At 45.5% G+C, this 16,563-nt stretch carries 20 protein-coding genes and 3 pseudogenes; 8 read left to right on the top strand and 15 right to left on the bottom strand.

What is annotated here, in order from left to right; genetic code table 11:
* Nucleotides 1–216 precede the first annotated feature (216 nt).
* Together CSQ79_RS04250 and CSQ79_RS28800 are read left to right on the top strand one after the other, a co-directional pair.
* Nucleotides 217–1,296: a PIN/TRAM domain-containing protein gene (locus CSQ79_RS04250; protein ID WP_099699954.1), complete on the top strand. Its 1,080-nt coding sequence runs from the start codon at nucleotides 217–219 to the stop codon at nucleotides 1,294–1,296.
* A 21-nt stretch (nucleotides 1,297–1,317) separates the two neighbouring features.
* The gene (locus CSQ79_RS28800; protein ID WP_099699953.1) at nucleotides 1,318–1,506 is read left to right on the top strand and encodes a DUF8622 domain-containing protein; all 189 of its coding nucleotides are present in this window, start codon (nucleotides 1,318–1,320) and stop codon (nucleotides 1,504–1,506) included.
* Between the two features lie 110 nt (nucleotides 1,507–1,616).
* On the opposite strand, the gene gloA2 is transcribed toward CSQ79_RS28800, so the two are convergent.
* Both gloA2 and CSQ79_RS04235 read right to left on the bottom strand, forming a co-directional pair.
* Entirely contained in the window at nucleotides 1,617–2,000 is a 384-nt protein-coding gene (gene gloA2, locus CSQ79_RS04240; protein ID WP_099699952.1) for an SMU1112c/YaeR family gloxylase I-like metalloprotein, read from the bottom strand.
* Nucleotides 2,001–2,008: 8 nt separating this feature from the next.
* Nucleotides 2,009–3,259, bottom strand: a complete 1,251-nt coding sequence (locus tag CSQ79_RS04235) for a vWA domain-containing protein (RefSeq protein ID WP_099699951.1) — start codon at nucleotides 3,257–3,259, stop codon at nucleotides 2,009–2,011.
* Nucleotides 3,260–3,475: 216 nt separating this feature from the next.
* Here CSQ79_RS04235 and CSQ79_RS04230 point away from each other — a divergent pair, with 216 nt between their 5' ends.
* The 3 genes from CSQ79_RS04230 (at nucleotide 3,476) to CSQ79_RS04220 (ending at nucleotide 5,500) form a co-directional block, all read left to right on the top strand.
* The gene (locus CSQ79_RS04230; protein ID WP_099699950.1) at nucleotides 3,476–4,135 is read left to right on the top strand and encodes an ATP-dependent Clp protease proteolytic subunit; all 660 of its coding nucleotides are present in this window, start codon (nucleotides 3,476–3,478) and stop codon (nucleotides 4,133–4,135) included.
* A gap of 119 nt (nucleotides 4,136–4,254) precedes the next feature.
* On the top strand, nucleotides 4,255–4,848 hold the full coding sequence (locus CSQ79_RS04225) for an ATP-dependent Clp protease proteolytic subunit (protein ID WP_099699949.1): 594 nt from the start codon (nucleotides 4,255–4,257) through the stop codon (nucleotides 4,846–4,848).
* A 58-nt stretch (nucleotides 4,849–4,906) separates the two neighbouring features.
* Nucleotides 4,907–5,500, top strand: a complete 594-nt coding sequence (locus tag CSQ79_RS04220; protein WP_099700286.1) for a J domain-containing protein — start codon at nucleotides 4,907–4,909, stop codon at nucleotides 5,498–5,500.
* A 31-nt stretch (nucleotides 5,501–5,531) separates the two neighbouring features.
* On the opposite strand, the gene CSQ79_RS04215 is transcribed toward CSQ79_RS04220, so the two are convergent.
* The 3 genes from CSQ79_RS04215 to CSQ79_RS04205 form a co-directional block, all read right to left on the bottom strand.
* Nucleotides 5,532–6,011, bottom strand: coding sequence for a tetratricopeptide repeat protein (locus CSQ79_RS04215; RefSeq protein ID WP_289500516.1), 480 nt, complete (start codon nucleotides 6,009–6,011; stop codon nucleotides 5,532–5,534).
* A gap of 116 nt (nucleotides 6,012–6,127) precedes the next feature.
* Nucleotides 6,128–6,820: a tetratricopeptide repeat protein gene (locus CSQ79_RS04210; protein ID WP_289500515.1), complete on the bottom strand. Its 693-nt coding sequence runs from the start codon at nucleotides 6,818–6,820 to the stop codon at nucleotides 6,128–6,130.
* Nucleotides 6,808–7,188, bottom strand: a complete 381-nt coding sequence (locus CSQ79_RS04205) for a tetratricopeptide repeat protein (RefSeq protein WP_099699946.1) — start codon at nucleotides 7,186–7,188, stop codon at nucleotides 6,808–6,810. Before CSQ79_RS04205 ends, CSQ79_RS04210 begins: the two co-directional genes overlap by 13 nt.
* Nucleotides 7,189–7,534: 346 nt before the next feature.
* On the opposite strand from CSQ79_RS04205, the gene CSQ79_RS04200 reads away from it, so the two are divergent.
* Nucleotides 7,535–7,792 carry a MoaD/ThiS family protein gene (locus tag CSQ79_RS04200; protein WP_099699945.1) on the top strand — a complete coding sequence of 86 codons (258 nt, stop codon included), beginning with the start codon at nucleotides 7,535–7,537 and terminating at the stop codon, nucleotides 7,790–7,792.
* A 27-nt stretch (nucleotides 7,793–7,819) separates the two neighbouring features.
* Nucleotides 7,820–7,966, top strand: a pseudogene (locus CSQ79_RS28795) (ATP-binding cassette domain-containing protein); the annotation flags it as partial.
* Nucleotides 7,967–8,021: 55 nt separating this feature from the next.
* On the opposite strand, the gene CSQ79_RS04190 reads toward CSQ79_RS28795, so the two are convergent.
* The 7 genes and pseudogenes from CSQ79_RS04190 to CSQ79_RS28790 all read right to left on the bottom strand — a co-directional run bounded on the left by CSQ79_RS04190 (nucleotide 8,022) and on the right by CSQ79_RS28790 (nucleotide 12,261).
* Nucleotides 8,022–8,285, bottom strand: a complete 264-nt coding sequence (locus tag CSQ79_RS04190) for an MDR/zinc-dependent alcohol dehydrogenase-like family protein (protein WP_099699944.1) — start codon at nucleotides 8,283–8,285, stop codon at nucleotides 8,022–8,024.
* A 96-nt stretch (nucleotides 8,286–8,381) separates the two neighbouring features.
* On the bottom strand, nucleotides 8,382–9,125 hold the full coding sequence (locus CSQ79_RS04185; RefSeq protein ID WP_099699943.1) for an SDR family oxidoreductase: 744 nt from the start codon (nucleotides 9,123–9,125) through the stop codon (nucleotides 8,382–8,384).
* Nucleotides 9,126–9,258: 133 nt separating this feature from the next.
* Nucleotides 9,259–10,028 (bottom strand): annotated as a pseudogene (locus tag CSQ79_RS04180) (SDR family oxidoreductase).
* A 23-nt stretch (nucleotides 10,029–10,051) separates the two neighbouring features.
* Nucleotides 10,052–11,143 carry an alpha/beta hydrolase gene (locus CSQ79_RS04175; RefSeq protein WP_099699942.1) on the bottom strand — a complete coding sequence of 364 codons (1,092 nt, stop codon included), beginning with the start codon at nucleotides 11,141–11,143 and terminating at the stop codon, nucleotides 10,052–10,054.
* A gap of 84 nt (nucleotides 11,144–11,227) precedes the next feature.
* Nucleotides 11,228–11,581, bottom strand: a complete 354-nt coding sequence (locus tag CSQ79_RS04170) for a cyclophilin-like fold protein (protein ID WP_289500510.1) — start codon at nucleotides 11,579–11,581, stop codon at nucleotides 11,228–11,230.
* 25 nt (nucleotides 11,582–11,606) lie between these two features.
* Nucleotides 11,607–11,783 (bottom strand): hypothetical protein, encoded by a 177-nt coding sequence (locus CSQ79_RS27395; RefSeq protein ID WP_289500508.1) that lies wholly within the window; start codon nucleotides 11,781–11,783, stop codon nucleotides 11,607–11,609.
* Nucleotides 11,767–12,261: pseudogene (locus tag CSQ79_RS28790) on the bottom strand ((R)-mandelonitrile lyase). Before CSQ79_RS28790 ends, CSQ79_RS27395 begins: the two are co-directional and overlap by 17 nt.
* A 362-nt stretch (nucleotides 12,262–12,623) precedes the next feature.
* On the opposite strand from CSQ79_RS28790, the gene CSQ79_RS04160 reads away from it, so the two are divergent.
* Complete coding sequence (locus tag CSQ79_RS04160; protein ID WP_099700285.1) at nucleotides 12,624–13,604, top strand: AraC family transcriptional regulator; 981 nt, start codon at nucleotides 12,624–12,626, stop codon at nucleotides 13,602–13,604.
* A 125-nt stretch (nucleotides 13,605–13,729) separates the two neighbouring features.
* Here CSQ79_RS04160 and CSQ79_RS04155 read toward each other — a convergent pair whose 3' ends face one another.
* The 3 genes from CSQ79_RS04155 to CSQ79_RS04145 form a co-directional block, all read right to left on the bottom strand.
* A complete protein-coding gene (locus CSQ79_RS04155) occupies nucleotides 13,730–15,025 on the bottom strand; it encodes a purple acid phosphatase family protein (protein ID WP_099699940.1) in 1,296 nt (431 codons plus the stop codon).
* A gap of 284 nt (nucleotides 15,026–15,309) precedes the next feature.
* The gene (locus tag CSQ79_RS04150) at nucleotides 15,310–15,987 is read right to left on the bottom strand and encodes a lipoate--protein ligase family protein (RefSeq protein ID WP_099699939.1); all 678 of its coding nucleotides are present in this window, start codon (nucleotides 15,985–15,987) and stop codon (nucleotides 15,310–15,312) included.
* A 75-nt stretch (nucleotides 15,988–16,062) separates the two neighbouring features.
* Nucleotides 16,063–16,563: a YbjN domain-containing protein gene (locus CSQ79_RS04145; RefSeq protein ID WP_099699938.1), complete on the bottom strand. Its 501-nt coding sequence runs from the start codon at nucleotides 16,561–16,563 to the stop codon at nucleotides 16,063–16,065.

Raw genomic sequence — 16,563 nt, 5'->3', positions numbered from 1 at the left:
TGCAATAAACTTATTTATTACTCAGTATGTTAACTAAGTCACTAATTCTCGTAATGTTGAATTATGAATAGTGATTTCATCCAACAACTGTAAATCTGCAGTGAAGAACACTAAAGATATAATGGGAGTACTCAACCAAATGGCTGAGGAAACAAAATTTCAGTTGTTGCATCCTGAAAAAACAGACTTGCAACTTAACTACCTTGGATTTGCACAATGCTTGACGCAATTATTATTATTTCATTCATTGTAGCAGGCGCAGGCATCGGCTATTACAGTACAGAACTGCTGCCAGAAAATGTGCAGCAGCAAGTAACTAACATTGAAGCTTTGCGCTTGGTTTTTGCCACTTTCGCCGCCTTAATCGGTGGTGCTGCGGGACTGAGTTTTCAAATTAGCTACCGTCGGATCGAGAAACAAGTCAGGGAAATGCCCATTGAGGTGATCTTGACGCGGGCGATCGGCTTGGTGCTAGGCTTACTCATTGCCAATTTAATGTTGGCACCATTGTTCTTACTACCAATTCCTGCTGATTTTAGCTTTATTAAGCCGTTGATCGCAGTGTTGGGCAGTGTGATGTTTGCCTTTTCTGGAGTGAGTTTAGCAGATACTCACGGTCCAGCGTTGCTCAGACTGATTAACTTCAACAATGTTGAGTCTGTCTTGCTAGCAGAAGGAACCCTTAAAGCAGCAGCAACGAAAGTTGTTGATACAAGCTGTATTATTGATGGTCGCCTAGAAACATTGCTAGAAACAGGATTTCTAGAAGGGCAGATTTTAGTACCACAATTTGTGCTCCAAGAACTACAACAACTTGCAGACGGTGCTAAAGACTTAAAAAGGATGCGGGGACGTCGAGGATTAGAAATTCTCAATCGTCTAAAAGAAACTTACTCTGATCGCATTTTGATTCATCCTGTGGAATATGACGATATTCCTACTGTAGATGCTAAATTAGTGCGCTTTGCCCAAGAAATTAGTGGTACGTTAGTCACAAATGATTACAACTTGTCTAAAGTTGCCAGCGTGCAAAAAGTACCAGTATTAAATATCAACGATTTGGTGCAAGCAGTACGCCCTACCTACCTACCTGGCGATAGCATTGATTTGAAAGTTCTCAAAGAAGGCAAAGAACCAAGTCAAGGTGTCGGTTATCTCGAAGATGGCACAATGGTAGTCGTAGAAGAAGGGATTGGTTACGTTGGTGGGGAAGTGCGTGTGATTGTGACAAGTGCTTTGCAGACGAGTGCGGGACGCATGATTTTCGCGAAACCCCAGGCTTCTGCTTTGGCTTAGGGAGACGATTGAATCACCACTATGACGTTGCGATCGCGACTCAAACTCTGTAACCGGTGCAAACAACCTGCACCGGTTTTGTATCGAATTCAGTATGATGAATTGGGGACGTGGATTTTTGTTTGTTCTGAATGTTGGCTACCTTTGAGTCAGAATAACCCGAATTACACTTATGGTGGCACTTGGAAAGCACGACGAAAGAAAGGTTAGTCAGGAGTCAAAGTGATTTCGACACAAAGGATCTAGACTACATTTTTGCTTGTTCCACGGAGGTGGACTTTGTTTGTCTAGCTGCGACTTTAGTCGCTAGGCGTCTCCATCTAAGACTGATAAATTTCCAAAGGTAATGCGTCAGGATCTTGAAAGAAAGTAAATCGTTTCCCTGTTATTTCATCAACTCGGATAGGTTCTACCTCTACACCTTTTGACTCTAGTTTGAGTACAGTTTCTTCTAAGTTTTCAACAGCAAACGCAAGATGTCTTAAACCACAAGCCTCTGGTGTACTCGGTCTTGTGGGAGGATGAGGGAAGGAAAATAACTCGATTTGATCTTCACCAATTCTTAAATCTAATTTGTAAGAGTTTCTGGCAGCCCGAAAAGTTTCATTGATGACCGAACAGCCTAAAACTTCGATGTAAAATTTTTTCGAGCGTTCGTAGTCAGAACAAATAATTGCGACGTGGTGAATTCCCGTAGTTTGCATAATGACGATTACGAGTCTTGTAAGACAGTTTTAGAGACAATCCGCGTTTTCTTGCGCTCGCCTTGGGAGAGTTCTTCTCCTGCTTGTAGCTGAGTCGCAGAAGTTTGTAATACTGTAGCTGCGCCTTTGTCGCCCATTTGTAGGGCGGTTTTGGCGGCGGTTTGCAGGAGTGTTGCTGCGCCGGCGCGATCGCCTTGTTGGAGTTTTGTCTCTGCAAGTTGCGTTTGGCGATATTTAGCTAATGCCAAGATATGAGTTTGGACTTGTGAATTAATCGCGGGTTGATAAGCGCGAGTGACGTTAGTGATAACGGGGATCGTTTCTGAAAGTAATCCTGTACGATTCATACCAGGATCGTCGTAGCGGACTTGCAATTGTGCGATCGCGCTTCTCCCTTCTGGTAATTGTCCGATATACAAGTTTGCCAAAACAACACGCTGTACTTTCATCAAGTCTCCTAAACGAACTGCAAAGCGTCCATCAGCTTCTTGTTGAATCGGTAACTCAATTGTATCTGGGGCAACTTGAGCGATCGGCTTAAGTTCTGCAAGGCGCACCTTTGGCATCAGTGAAAATAGCAAATAAGCATTAGTGAGTCCTACCGTCGAGATGCGGTTAAATAAACGGCTAAACTCATCAACAGCTTGTTCAGGTTGCTCAATATAAGATAAAGTGCCACCACCCACATCTGCAATTTGCTCTAGAATATCTTGATTCCAGTGATCTCCAAAACCCAAAGCATTGAGTGTTAAATTGTAACTTGCCGCAAGTTCTGCAAATTTGAGACAGCGTTGATTGTCGCCATGTTCATTTTCACCATCAGTTAATAAAAACGCTTGAGAAATTGACTCTTTTTTGCCCTTAGCAAGTTCTTCAATTCCTAAGCGCATTCCATCATCGATTGCAGTCCCTCCAGCCGCTGAGAGGCGCTTGATTTGCCGTTTGATACTTTCAGGATCGTCAACGATTTGACTAGGAATCAAAACTTTGGCACGGTGATCGAAAACAACAACACTTAGGCGATCTACTCCAGGTGTGAGGCGATCGACAAGTTCATTCGCTGCTTGTTTTACGGTTTCGAGGGGATGTCCTTTCATCGAACCACTGTGATCGAGAATCAGACAGAGGTTTAGTGGTACGCTGCGATCAAATTCAGTTTGTGTATCCGCAGTAATCGAAATCGCTAACTGACGTTGAGTGTTGGATTGAGTCGCATCTACGTTGGCATCATTCAGTGCAGGTTGGATAAAGACCTTCATAATCTTAAATTCCTAGCGAGGCGAGGAAAAATTGTTGATAACGAGTTGTTGTAAAAAGCGATCGCATAACAGTTATAACTAATACTCAGAATATCCTACGGCTGGGTCAGCAGGCTTAAGTATACTTAATAGTGAGTAAACCGTACTCCTGCTTCGTTTTAGCACGCGTTAGGATGTACTAAAGATAAAAGCTATATTTTAGGCAATTCATTGTCTATGGAATCACCCATCAAGGCTGTTCAAGCGCCCTACTATGGCGATGACTTCTACCGTACACCGCCACCAGACTTACAATCCCTAATACTTAAGGAACGAATTGTTTACTTAGGGATGCCTTTAGTACCTGCGGTAACGGAACTACTCATTGCCGAATTACTATACTTACAGTCAGAAGATCCAGAAAAACCCATTCGAGTTTACATTAACTCAACAGGTACTTCGGGTTATAGTGGCGAACTTGTCGGTTTTGAAACCGAAGCTTTCGCAATTTATGACACGATGAAGTATATCAAGCCTCCTATTCACACAATCTGTATTGGGATGGCGATGGGAATGTCGGCAATGTTACTTAGTGCTGGTACAAAAGGCTGTCGTGCTAGCTTACCTCATGCGACGATCGTACTGCATCAACCTAAGAGCTATGCTCAAGGTCAAGCTACTGATATCCAAATTCGCGCTAAAGAAGTGCTAGCAAATAAAGTTGCCATGCTTGATATTTTATCAAGTACCACTGGTCAAACCCGCGAAAAAATTGAAAAGGACATGGATCGGTTGTTCTACATATCTCCGCATGATGCTGTGGAGTATGGCTTAATTGATCGCGTGTTGACAAAAGAAGATCTCGCGAGTCCTCAACTACCAGCAGGAGTTATTTAGTAATTAGTAGCTAGTGGTTAGTTTTGAATTTTAAGTGCTCAAAACTCAAAACGTGCTAAGGCACCGCTACGCTAACAAAACTCAAAACTCAAAATCTATACTACACTTGGAGTGTTACTATGCCAATTGGCGTTCCTCAAGTCCCCTATCGGATGCCTGGGGGTGCTTATACTCAGTGGATTAACATTTACACTCGTCTTTCTCTAGAACGCATTATTTTTCTAGGGAGAGATGTTGATGACGAAATCGCTAACCAAATCATTGCCATGATGTTGTATCTGGATTCCGAAGATCCAGGTAAGGATATTTACCTTTACATCAACTCGCCTGGTGGTATGGTAACATCGGGTATGGCAATCTACGACACCATGCAACACATCAAATCAGATGTGGTAACAATTTGTGTTGGTTTAGCAGCTTCGATGGGTTCTTTCTTGTTAGCAGCGGGAACCAAAGGGAAGAGACTTGCACTACCTCATTCGCGAATTATGATTCACCAACCTTCTGGTGGAACTCGTGGACAAGCAACTGACATTGAAATTGAAGCACGAGAAATCTTACGAATTCGTCACCAGTTGAACCAAATTTATGCTGATAATACTGGTCAACCAATCGAGAAAATAGAAAAAGACATGGATCGTGACTTTTTCATGTCGGCTGAAGAGGCAAAACAGTACGGTTTGATTGATCAGGTTATTGAAGAAAGACCGTAGAAGTTAGCCATTAGTTGATAGCTTATTGCTAATGGCTAATGGCTAATTATTGATAATGATGAGTATGACAGCTTATTATCAAGTATTAGGATTAACAGCGGAAGCAACGCTAGAGGAAATTAAAGCAGCTTACCGTAAGCTAGTGCAGCAATATCACCCTGATCTTAACCCTGGAGATCGGCAAGCTAGGGATAAATTTATTGCAATTACAGAGGCTTATAAAGTACTACTTGATGCAGTTCAATCAACACAAGCGCCACAACGAGATAAAACTGAACCATCAGTAAAAAAGCCTTCCGTCACAAAAGTTACTCGCAAAAATACCTCACCTTACATACCACCGCTATCGGCATTTGAATTTCAAGTGAAGTGGAATTCTTACCGAGAATTGCAAAAGTTGTGGAAACATAAAAGATTTACGCAAGCGATCGCCCTTGCAGAAACACTCTTCCAAAAATTACCACAAGATCCTGAAGTCAGCTCATGGCTAGCAAGTAGCTACCAACGTTGGGGAAGACAATTGATCGGCGATCGCCAACTTGAAACCGCGAGAATTTATCTTAAAAAAGCCTTAAAAACTGATCCGCATAACCGTTCTTTATGGTCAGAAGTCGAACGCGATTTTCGCCGGATGGAAAGAATTTTTAGATAAATAGCCCTCAATAAAAATGAGGGATGCTGTATTAGTCTATAGATTTGATAACTTGAACTGTCTGCTGATATAAATCTACCTTTCCTTGCTGAACCAACAAGTCTTTAGCCTGGTGTAAATCATCCAAAGCATCCGCTTCACCTAATTGATGGCGTAATATACCTCGTCGATAGTATGCTTCAGCATAGTTTGGATTAAGTTTCAGTGCCTCATTATATTCTGAGATCGCCTTTTGGTTATCTTGTAATTCTTCATAGACAAGCCCGCGATTATAATATGCGATCGCATAATTGGGCGCAAGCTGAATTGCAGTATTGTAATTCGTCAGTGCTTCTGCAAAATCTCCAGCTTGATACCGTGCTACACCTTGATTATTATAAAAAACACTTTCAAGATTGTGACGCAGCACTTTATTCACGTCTTCAGTTTCACCAACTGCTAGCGAATCTCGACTCAAAACAACATCATAATCTGTAAGTGCGCCTGGTGTTTGAGATTGACGACGCGCCACACCTCGGTTATTGTAAGCGATAGGTGAAGGCAGGTTGAGGCGGATTGGAAATTCTGCTAAACCGACTGGCTAATAAGCCATGTCATTGCGCGCAACTCCGCGATTAGTGTAGAGTTTTACAAGCTGTGGATTGAGTTCAACGCTTGGCGATAATCTGCCGCTGCGCCTTCTACATCTCCCACATCTTCACGCGCTATACCCCGCTTGTAGTAAGCTTCGGCATAGTTGGGTTTCAAGCTAATAAAGTAATTATAATCTTCAATCGCACCTTGGTTGTCTTTTAACTGAATGCGGGCATCAACGCGTTTATAGTAAGCTTCAGCATGGAGAGGCTGCGATCGCAAGAATATACTGTAATCGGCAACAGCTTCAGGACATTTTGCCAGTTCCAAACGAACATTACCACGTTTATAATGTGCTGTAGCGTGTTTTGGATAAAAGCGCAGAAATGCGTTGTAATCAGCTTCTGCCTCTTGATATTTGCGAGAAGCACTGTGTGCGTCACCACGAGCATAGTATGCTTCAATGAGGTCTGGATTGAGCATTAACGCTGTGCTATGGTCTTGAACGGCTCCTGAGTAATCAGTAAAATAGTAGCGTAAGTTACCGCGATAATAATAGACTTGTGCATATCCAGGATTTAACCGTAAGGCTTCCTGATAGTCTTGTATAGCAAGTTGGTGTTTGTTTAATTGTGCGTGAGCAACACCTCGATTAGCATAAGCTGTAGCGTAGTCGGTATCAGTATAATTAGGGTCAATGCGAATTGCTTGCGTATAGTCTGCGATCGCTGTAATCACTGATCGCACCAGGTTGATCTCGTAAGCGATCGCGGACAATAGCACGATGAGTGAGGAGAAATCCGAATCGCGGCATTATAATCTGCAAGTGCGGCTTGGTAATTTCCCAATTTGTGATAAATACTTGTAGCGTGACGAGAATCGAGATGAATTGCTTGGCTATAATCGGCGAGCGCTCCTTGTGCGTCTTTTTGCTGCCAGCGCACAAAACCTCGATTATGGTATGCCATAGTACACTGAGGATTCAAGCGAATTGCTTGAGTGTAATCTTCTAGCGCACCTTTTTTATTTCCCATAGCAAAGCGCAGTTCACCACGTCTTACCCAAGCTGGTGCATACTCTGAATTAAGTTTGATAAATTTATCAGTCTTCTCCAAATCTAGATTAAGCGTTTTGCGATCGCTCTGAGTTGAAACACGACAGGACTGGTTTAATAGTCTATAGAAGTTATAGTCAGGTAATGCTGCAACAATGTGCGGTTGCCCTGTAATAATAGTTACAGCACTAATGAATAATAATGGTACTCGCCAGTAAGTTAGTATAGACTTATTTGCGATTTCAGGGTTTATATTCTTATTCCCTAAAAGCCCACTATGGTAACATTTTTTGATCGTGCAACTGATGTAATTGGGTGGAAATAAACGTAACTTAAGGGCTGTTAATAGTTGATTATCAACCCATTAACCATTAATTAGCAGAAAACGTGCGTTCAGTAAGATTGATATGACTAAATTGATTCAGGTGACAGTAAAGCTATTTGCCGCATACCAAGAAGCTTATGGCACCTCAGAGTTGATATTAGCATTTCCGCAAGGGACGTCAGTTGTTGAAGTACGCGATCGCCTCATTCAAGAACATCCAGAACTCAGCCAGTGGGCTAATGTCACTCGGTTTGGGATCAACCTTCAATTTGTCGAACCAGAAACTCCTCTAAATGATGGTGATGAGGTAGTGTTAATTCCGCCAGTCAGTGGAGGTTAATTCATCTACCCACCCGATAAGTAGCAAAGCGGTAAAACTACTTTACTACGTTTAATTGGCGGCTTTGAAATTCCTAACAGCGGCAAAATCTGAATTAGCAATCAATATGTCAACCGCATAAGCGCCTATCGCCGCAATGTCCATACCGTATTTCAAGACTATGCGCTGTTTCCCATTTAGGCTTTGCTTTTTACTTCATATCCCATTCAGATTTAGTGAGCTAGGTTCTCTAAGGTCTTACCATGACTTTGATCGCTTCCCGACTGTCCATTGCTGCATATCCTTTCGGAACACTATCAAGATCAACCGTTAAATCGAGAACCGCAGAAGCATCGAGTGCGCCTGCCACCGTATCGGCTAGTAGTTCTGGAATGTAGGCACGGGCGGGGACAGCACCCCCTCGCAAGGTGATGTTTTGCATGAATAAACGACCCAAATTGAAATTGTGACTGCTGCCGTGTGGCACACCCACATACCTGATCGCTGTTTCCATTGAAGACTCACTACCCACATCCAGTACGGACTCTGCGCCGCCCTAGGTCATCTCTTGTACCGCTGCGATCGCACGAGTGCCTCACCAGCACTATCCTTACCAAGGCTGCGTAGTTGGACCAATCGTAAATTCGTTCACGTTTGTGTCTTCTGGCTGGTCAATCGCAAACGCCACAACATTGGCTACTCGATCAGGTGAGATGCCATATTGCTCATACAACGCTGTCATTTGTTCAGCTACATCTAGGTTGGTAATCTGATCTAACAACTCCGTGTTAATTGCAGCAGGATAAATTGTCGCAGTACGAATGTTAGTCCTCTCTTGAGCAGACTCCATGCGTAGAACTTCCATGAAATCGCGCACGAACCATTTCGTCCCACCATACACCGCACCACCTGGATAAGCTTTTAATCCAGCAACCGATGAAGTTGCGATCACATGCCCAGACTTTTGGCTAATAAACGTTGGCAACACAGCAGCGATACCATTTAGTACACCCTTGATATTGACATCCACCGTTTGATGCCATTCATCCGTTTTCAATGCAGAAAGTGGAGAATTTGGCATGATGCCGGCGTTCAAGAAAATAACATCGACGCCTCCAAATGTTTCCTTGGCAAGCTGGACGATCGCAGCGTTATCAGATGGATTAACCACATCCATCACTTGATAGACTACTTGTCCGCCCGCGCTTTGAATTTCATCAACTAGTTGTTTCAATTGGTGTTCACGTCGCGCGCCCAAGACGACTTTAGCGCCTTTGCTTGCCAGCAATTTCGCAGTGGCTTCACCAATCCCTGATGATGCGCCGGTAATAATCACAACTTTGTCTTTAATCATCTGATTCCTCTGTTTGTTGAGTAATTACGTTTGTCTGAAAGGTGTGGATTAAGGATTGTTGTCTCAGTTTTTTACATAATTTCCTCCTACTCTCTCCAGTTCTGCTGAGTCAGGTTCTTTTGCTCCGACATCACTACACGGTTTGACCGCCATCGATGACCAAGGCGTGCCCGACAGCGAAGGAGGACGCATCCGAACACAGCCAGACAACGGCATTGGCAATCTCTTCGGGCTGACCCATCCTGCCAATTGGCTCCTGCGAGATCACTCGTTCTGGTCCTTCGGGAGTGCCACCGAGGTCAGCGATCCATCATCGGGGTGTCAATAATTCCGGGACACACGGCATTGATGCGGATGTTCTGTGAGGCGTAGTCGAGCGCCGCCGACTTGGTCAGTCCAATCACGCCATGCTTTGCGGACGCATAAGCCGCTTGACCTTTGAAGCCTTTGACCCCAGCACCTGAAGAGGTATTCACGATCGTGCCACCTCCTCGCTTGAGCATCAGCGGGATTTCGTGCTTCAGGCACAAGAACACCGCGCAGGTTGATGTTGACGATGCGGTCCCACTCCGCGTCATCCAGTTCCGCAGTCGCCGCTATCTTCTGTTCCACGCCAGCGTTGTTAAAGGCAAAGTCCAGCCGCCCGAAGGTCTCGATGGTCTTATCCAAAGCCGCCTTCACGTCCTCGGCTTGCGTTACATTGCACTTGACGGAGATCGCCCGTCCGCCGAGTTCTTCAATCATGTGGGCAGTTTCGTGATTGCCCTGTTCCGAAACGTCGGCGACCACCACATTAGCGCCTTCGCGTGCAAACGCCAGCACCGTAGCTCGACCAATGCCGTTTGCTGCTCCGGTGACAAAAGCCACCTTGCCCGTGAAGTTTCCATTTGAGTTGAGTAGCATGTTTTCTCCTGCCAGTTGCTCACTTACCGACTGAGATGCTGATTGAAAAAGGACGCAAGCTTGTCAAAGGGAATAAGGTTCACCCGATCATACAAATCGACGTGTCCCGCGTTCGGAACGATGTAGAGTTCCTTTGGCTCGGCGGCGCGCTTGTAGGCATCTTCGCTGAACTCCCTAGAATGGGCATTGTCACCTGTAATGAACAGCATGGGACGAGGCGAAATTGTCTCAATGTCATCAAACGGATAAAAGTTCATGAATTTGATGTTGCTGGTCAGTGTCGGATGCGTTGTCAGTTGCGGCGACGAACCTTGGGTGGTGTATTCGCCCCTGGGAGTGCGGTAGAAGTCATAGAACTCACGCTCAATAGCGGTGGAGTTCTCATTCAGTTCATGCACGGTCCCGCTTGTGTATTGGGTCTCGCCGCCCGTAAACTCCGCATAGCGTTGCTCAGCAGCCTCTGCGATCGCCTGCTTCCTCTGTTCGAGGGTCATAGAATGCCTCAGCCCGTTACGGTTGGCTGCACCCATGTCATACATGCTGACCGTCGCAATAGCTTTCATGCGCGGGTCGATCTTGGCGGCGCTGATGACGAAGCTCCCGCTGCCGCAAATCCCAAGAGCGCCAATCCGCTCCCTGTCAACGCATGGTCGGGTGCCCAGAAAATCAACCGCAGCACTGAAATCCTCAGCATAAATATCCGGCGAAACAACGTTGCGAGGCTGCCCCTCACTCTCGCCCCAGAAGGACAAATCGAGGGACAAGGTGACGAATCCCTGCTCAGCCAGCTTTTGGGCATACAGATTTGCGCTTTGTTCTTTGACTGCGCCCATTGGGTGCCCGACAATGATTGCCGGATTCTTGGCGTTCTGATCTAGGTCTTTGGGAATGAAGAAATTCCCAGCAACCTGCATATTGTATTGGTTGTTGAACGGAACCTTCTGCATCGTCACCTGATCGCTCCTGTAGAAGTTGTCTGCCCCCTCGACCACAGCGGACTGCTGCACAGGTGCTTGAGCGCTCTGACGCGAGGCGTGTGTTTTGTCGAGCGCAAATGCTGCCGTTGTGCAGATTGCACTCATCAAAAGGGTTGGTATTAGAACGCGATGTTTCATTGATTTCTTTGTATGTGTGGGGTCATCTAGCGGGTTAGATTCGGTTTAATAGTCGTCGTAAGCAGCTTCATTTCTGTACCCTCTTTACTGCGGTTGAAGCTCGATCGTTGCTTCTACAGAACCAGGCACATTCAATGCCTCGATATCACCGTCAATTTTTCCGAGAATAATGAGTCCGTTTGAGTATCCAAAATCGTTGTAATACATCGCCAAGTTCCCCCAGGGAGCGTAATAAGCAATATCTCCAACGGCAGGATCACTACCCAGAGGTGCATCTTCTGTCGATAATCGTCTTGGCAAATCACTAATTTTCTCGGTGTTCGCGTAATCTTCCAGCGTCAGTGTCAATGGCAGCAGGGAAATAAAATCCTGAGTGGTTTTGCTATCAATCAACGTAGCTGTCACAACTTCGTTTCCGACCCTGATGTTGATCTTCATCTTGTTTACCTGCTCGGTTGATGGTTCAGTCGGTGTCTCTGACGGTATCTCTGACGATGCGCTGTTGGTGATACTGTTGTTGGCACGGCAAGCGGAGGAACTTAGAGACATTGCCAGGGCGAGGAGCAAAATTAACATTCGCTTCTGACCGTTTTTCCCTTTGGCAGGAAGGTATCTCAAAAGCATCAGGATCTCCCCTCATATTGCTCGTCGCTGACCTGTTCCATCCAGTCCACAGGGCTGCCGTCGAGCGCCTCCTGAATGGCAATATGAGTCATGGCTGTAGTGGCTGTAGCTCCGTGCCAGTGTTTCACACCTGGCGGAATCCAGACGACATTACCAGGTCTACTCTCTTGAATTTGACCGTTTCACTGTTGAACTCAGCTAGACCCAGCCGTCACAATCAGGGTCTGCCCTAAGGGATGGGTGTGCCATGCGGTTCGGGCACCTGGCTCGAAGGTGACACTTGCGCGTGCCGGATCGTGTGCTGGAAAGAGAGGATTAATGCGGACAGAACCCGTAAAGTTTTCGGCTGATCCTTCGGTGGAAGGCTGTGAACCATGCCGCGTGATTTCTACGCTCTGTGGGCGATCGCCAGATAAAATTTGTGTATGCCCTGCCTGTGCAAATCCTAAAGTCAGTAAGGAAAATGCCATGACAGGCATTGTGAGCCGTTTCATTTCTGTTCCTCCAATTTGTGCTTTGTCATGTGAAGCTTTCCCACACTGACGGATGCCTGCTGTGGATTTGAGGTTGCTTCTCGCGAATCACACGAGAAGCGTTTGACTAAACAAATCTGAGTTCTCTCTTGAATAAAAATCCAGACGCTTACCAGAAGCCGGAGTCACGTTTCATTGCTTTAACCTCATTCTAGGCATCCTGAAAGGCAAGCAATAAGACGATCGTCTAAGATTGTTGTATAATCCTGCAAACTTACACTCGTTTTGGCTCAAGTCACGCTAGATTCTTGTACAGGGCTGGCATTGCCAAACTCTTGCTGAAGCTTGATGTATCCAAACGTTTGTTTAAATTGGTATTAGAAATGAACGCTGCAAGAATGAGTGAAAAGTCTGGTAGAGCTTTGATGAATGACCTTCAGACAAAGCGTGAGGCAGACCGATCGCAAGCCAACCGAGAGGAACTGACTGAACGAATTGCACGGGCGATTGGTCACGATGGCATGATCGAACCGCTGAAAGGATTGCACTTCTATCGCACCTCCTTCCCTTCAGAGTGCCTGCATAGTGTCTCGATTCCTACCTTTTGTGTGATTGCTCAAGGCAGCAAAGAAGTGCTTTTAGGCAGCGATCGCTATCAGTACGACCCAATGCATTATTTGCTGGGGACGGTCGAACTGCCGATTGCCAGCCGAATTCTAGAAGCAACCCAGGAAAAACCGTACCTGGGTCTTCGTCTCGATCTCGACTCTACTCTGGTGGGTTCAGTCATGGTTGAGGCAGGCTATCCTTCAGGACAAAGGAGTGCTAGTGTCAAAGCGATCGATGTTAGTCCATTGGATGCAGATCTGTTAGATGCTGTGGTGCGGCTTGTCAGGTTGCTCAATTCTCCAGCGGAAGCGCATGTACTCGCACCTCTGATTAAGCGGGAAATCATCTACCGACTCCTGATGGGACAAGGTGCTCGGCTGCGTCAGATTGCTGTTCTGGGTGGCTACACCCACCACATCGCCAGAGCCGTCGATCGGCTGCGGAAAGACTTTAACCAGCCACTGCGGATTGAAGACATCGCCCGAGAACTTGGCATGAGTGTCTCAGGCTTTCACCACCACTTCAAGTCGGTCACGGCTATGAGTCCGTTACAGTTCCAGAAGCAACTGCGGCTCCAGGAGGCTCGCCGTCTAATGTTGGGGCAAAACCTTGACGCGACCAGTGCTGCTTACCGTGTGGGGTATGACGATGCCTCGCACTTCAACCGAGAGTACAAGCGGCTCTTTGGTGCCCCACCGATGCGCGATGTGGAACGGCTGCGAGAAGCAGCTAGGAAGACTGTTAGTTTAATATGATCTCCTCAAGACGTCTAATCTTGCCACAAATCGTTAAAGCATTGTGGAGATAGCTCTACGATCGCGTTTTCCTGTCTTAGGAATGGCAAGAAGCCTCAATGTTTCCTGAAAGCAAAGTGATGTGATTACCCTTTCTTCATCGTGAAATAATCCTGAACCTCCCCAAGATCGTCAACAAAAGTGACATCAAGCCGTTTTTCCTGTACATCTAGCACCAAAGATCCAGGAATACTCAAAGATGTATGCATTGCGGGATGTGGTGAAACTTCATCAGCACGCGCTGAAGTTCCAGCAACTATATACACTGTACCAGTATGAGCTGCATCAGAAGGCTTTTGATATGCTCCTGAGTTGTCTTCTTGACCACTACCTCGATCGCGCATCATTTGCAAAGTAAAGGTGTCTGATGTGCCATAATGCCCATCAATTAAGTAGGAACGTTCGTAAGAGTGACTGTGACCAGATAAAACTAAATCTACACCTGCTGCTTCTAAAACTGGTAAGGCACGTTCGCGCATTTCAATCAATTCAATTTCTGTATCTGAATCGTGCGATCCTTTCGTATATGGCGGATGATGCCAAAATGCGATTTGCCAATCCTGATTTGATGCTGCTGCATCTTCAGCAGCCCAGGTTAACATAGCGCCTGTAGACGTGCGATCGCTACCGTAAGAATCGAGACAAATAAAGTGAATATTACCGTAGTCGAACGAATAATATGCTGCTGTTCCAGATGGGACACCACCCGCCTCACCCTGGGTAGGAGGATTAAATAACTCGTAATACGGTCCAGTTTGCCACTCTGAACTGGCACTTCCAGCATCGTGGTTGCCAATCGCTGTCCAGAGGACACTGTTACGTAAAATTTGCGGATACATCTCAAAAACACCCTGCTGATACTCATCCCAAGTACCAGTGTCATAAGCATTATCTCCTAACATCAGCCACAAATCAGTGTGGCGCGTGCCAGTAAACTTGAGATATCCATCGCGTACCTGCGCAGCAATATCATTACCTCGTCCTGAATCACCGACAACCCAAATACGAGTTGGCTTTGGTTGTTTTGGTGCAGTGACAAAAAAATTATCTTCGCTGCCTTGAGTAACTTCTGCTGAAGTCGCGATCGCGTAGTAGTATTTTGTATCTGACTCAAGCTCTTGGAGTTTCACCTTATGGTCGCAGGTTATTGCTGTTTCTGTAGCCTTGAACGACAGTTTGTGTGGTTCAGTACCATACAAGACACTTCCTTGAGCTGGGATGTTTGTAGCCCAACGGATAATAATACTAGAATCTGTTCCCTGTTGTAGATAGGGACCTCGAATAATGGATGATTTAGGTGTTTGGTTTTCTATCTTAGCTGTTGCTTGAGTTAACGATGCGGTTTGTACCTCCAGCAAATCAAAACTTGAATCTTTACTCATTTGTGCCACTTCTGAAAATCATCACGCGCTTTTAGACTAAAACAGGTTTTAAGTATGAGTTTTTGGTGTCCAATGCGTGCAAAATCCTTTAGAGATTGCGTCCCGTGTTTCAGAAACGAATAACACTTTTTGCTGTAAAGGACAAGCAACAGAGGCGCGATGTTGACAATTTGAACAATTCATGAACTTTTGTAGCTAAACATCCAACTCTATGTTTAACGCACTTATTCACGATTTGAATGTTGGCGCGATCGCTTTTATCGTTTTTTTTACAAGATCCTTACTTAGGGAGTAAGCATACTGTCAATTGCTGCCCATTCACTCAGTGAAAGTGGTTGTACTTCAAAGTGCATATCAAAGCAACTTATAGCTGCCTTCATCAAAGCTTCAGCTACCATGACACGCAAGCATTCTCCTCGTGTTGCCATCGGAACAATTGGTTCTGCCTTAGTACCAAATACTTCAGTAAAAAGTTCTGTATCAGGTTCTAAGCGGATTGAACCGTGTTGTAAAACAGCCCCCTTGTAGAAAAGTTGTGCGCTACCAATCAACTTCGTGCCGTCAGCTAAAACCAAATCCGCACTAGTCGCCGTACCAAAACAGTTGGAATTGTGAATATAGCCGCGTCCTGCATTTCCGTAGTGTAATTCTCCGCCTAGCGATCGCCAACCTTGAATTAAAAACTCACAAATCTGTTGGTATACTTGCGTGCGACTGCCAGTTAAACCTGATGTAATGACTGCATAAGTGAGATCGCCTTGATGTAACACTGCACGTCCTCCAGTAGGACGACGCACTAAATCTACTGGCTTGCCTTGCCAAGTTAGATATTGCCAAGCTTCTGGGTATTTATGCTGATGATAGCCTAGTGAAATTGCTGCTGGCGACCACGTATAAAATCGCAGAGTAGACGGATGCAAACCAGAAGAATGTTGTTCGAGCAACCAACGGTCAATTGCCATTTGCACCCGCCCTGATGCAGCGAAAAGCGGAATCAGCCGCCATTTTGTTGAGGATTTAAGGAAGGAGGTCAAATATTAAGCTGTACCAAATTCAGATTGTAAAGCTTCATCATTATCATCGGCGATTGTTGCGACTATGGTAATTAATCGCGAGATTTCGCCTGGAGAAACTCCTGCTAAGGTGCGCGAAGCCAAGATAACAATCTGCTCATCAAAAATACCGAAACAGGCTTCAAAAGTGCTTGACCAGTTCATTTCCATCAGCCTACGCATCAACTGTGCTTCATTCTTTGCTGGAAGTTGTAGCACCGCAGACCAAACTGTTAAGGTATCTTCGTCACTTAACCCAGTAAGTTGCACAAATACTTCAACGCTACCGTATTTAAACTTCCATAAATGACCTTCCTGAGTTTGACTGACCATCGCGGTGTCATCTTCTTCTAGACTGGAGATGACTGTTTGAATCACTGCCACAGGGTCATCGCTGGTTGCTTCATCAAGCAACTCATTGATCATTTCATTGGTGGACAGAGATTGGGTAGCAACTGTTTCCGGATCGGCTTGAAAGCTCGTCAT

Source organism: Gloeocapsopsis sp. IPPAS B-1203, assembly GCF_002749975.1.
Lineage (GTDB): Bacteria > Cyanobacteriota > Cyanobacteriia > Cyanobacteriales > Chroococcidiopsidaceae > Gloeocapsopsis.
The sequence above is the reverse complement of the archived record's forward strand: the minus strand, read 5'-3'. Positions and strand labels throughout refer to the sequence as shown.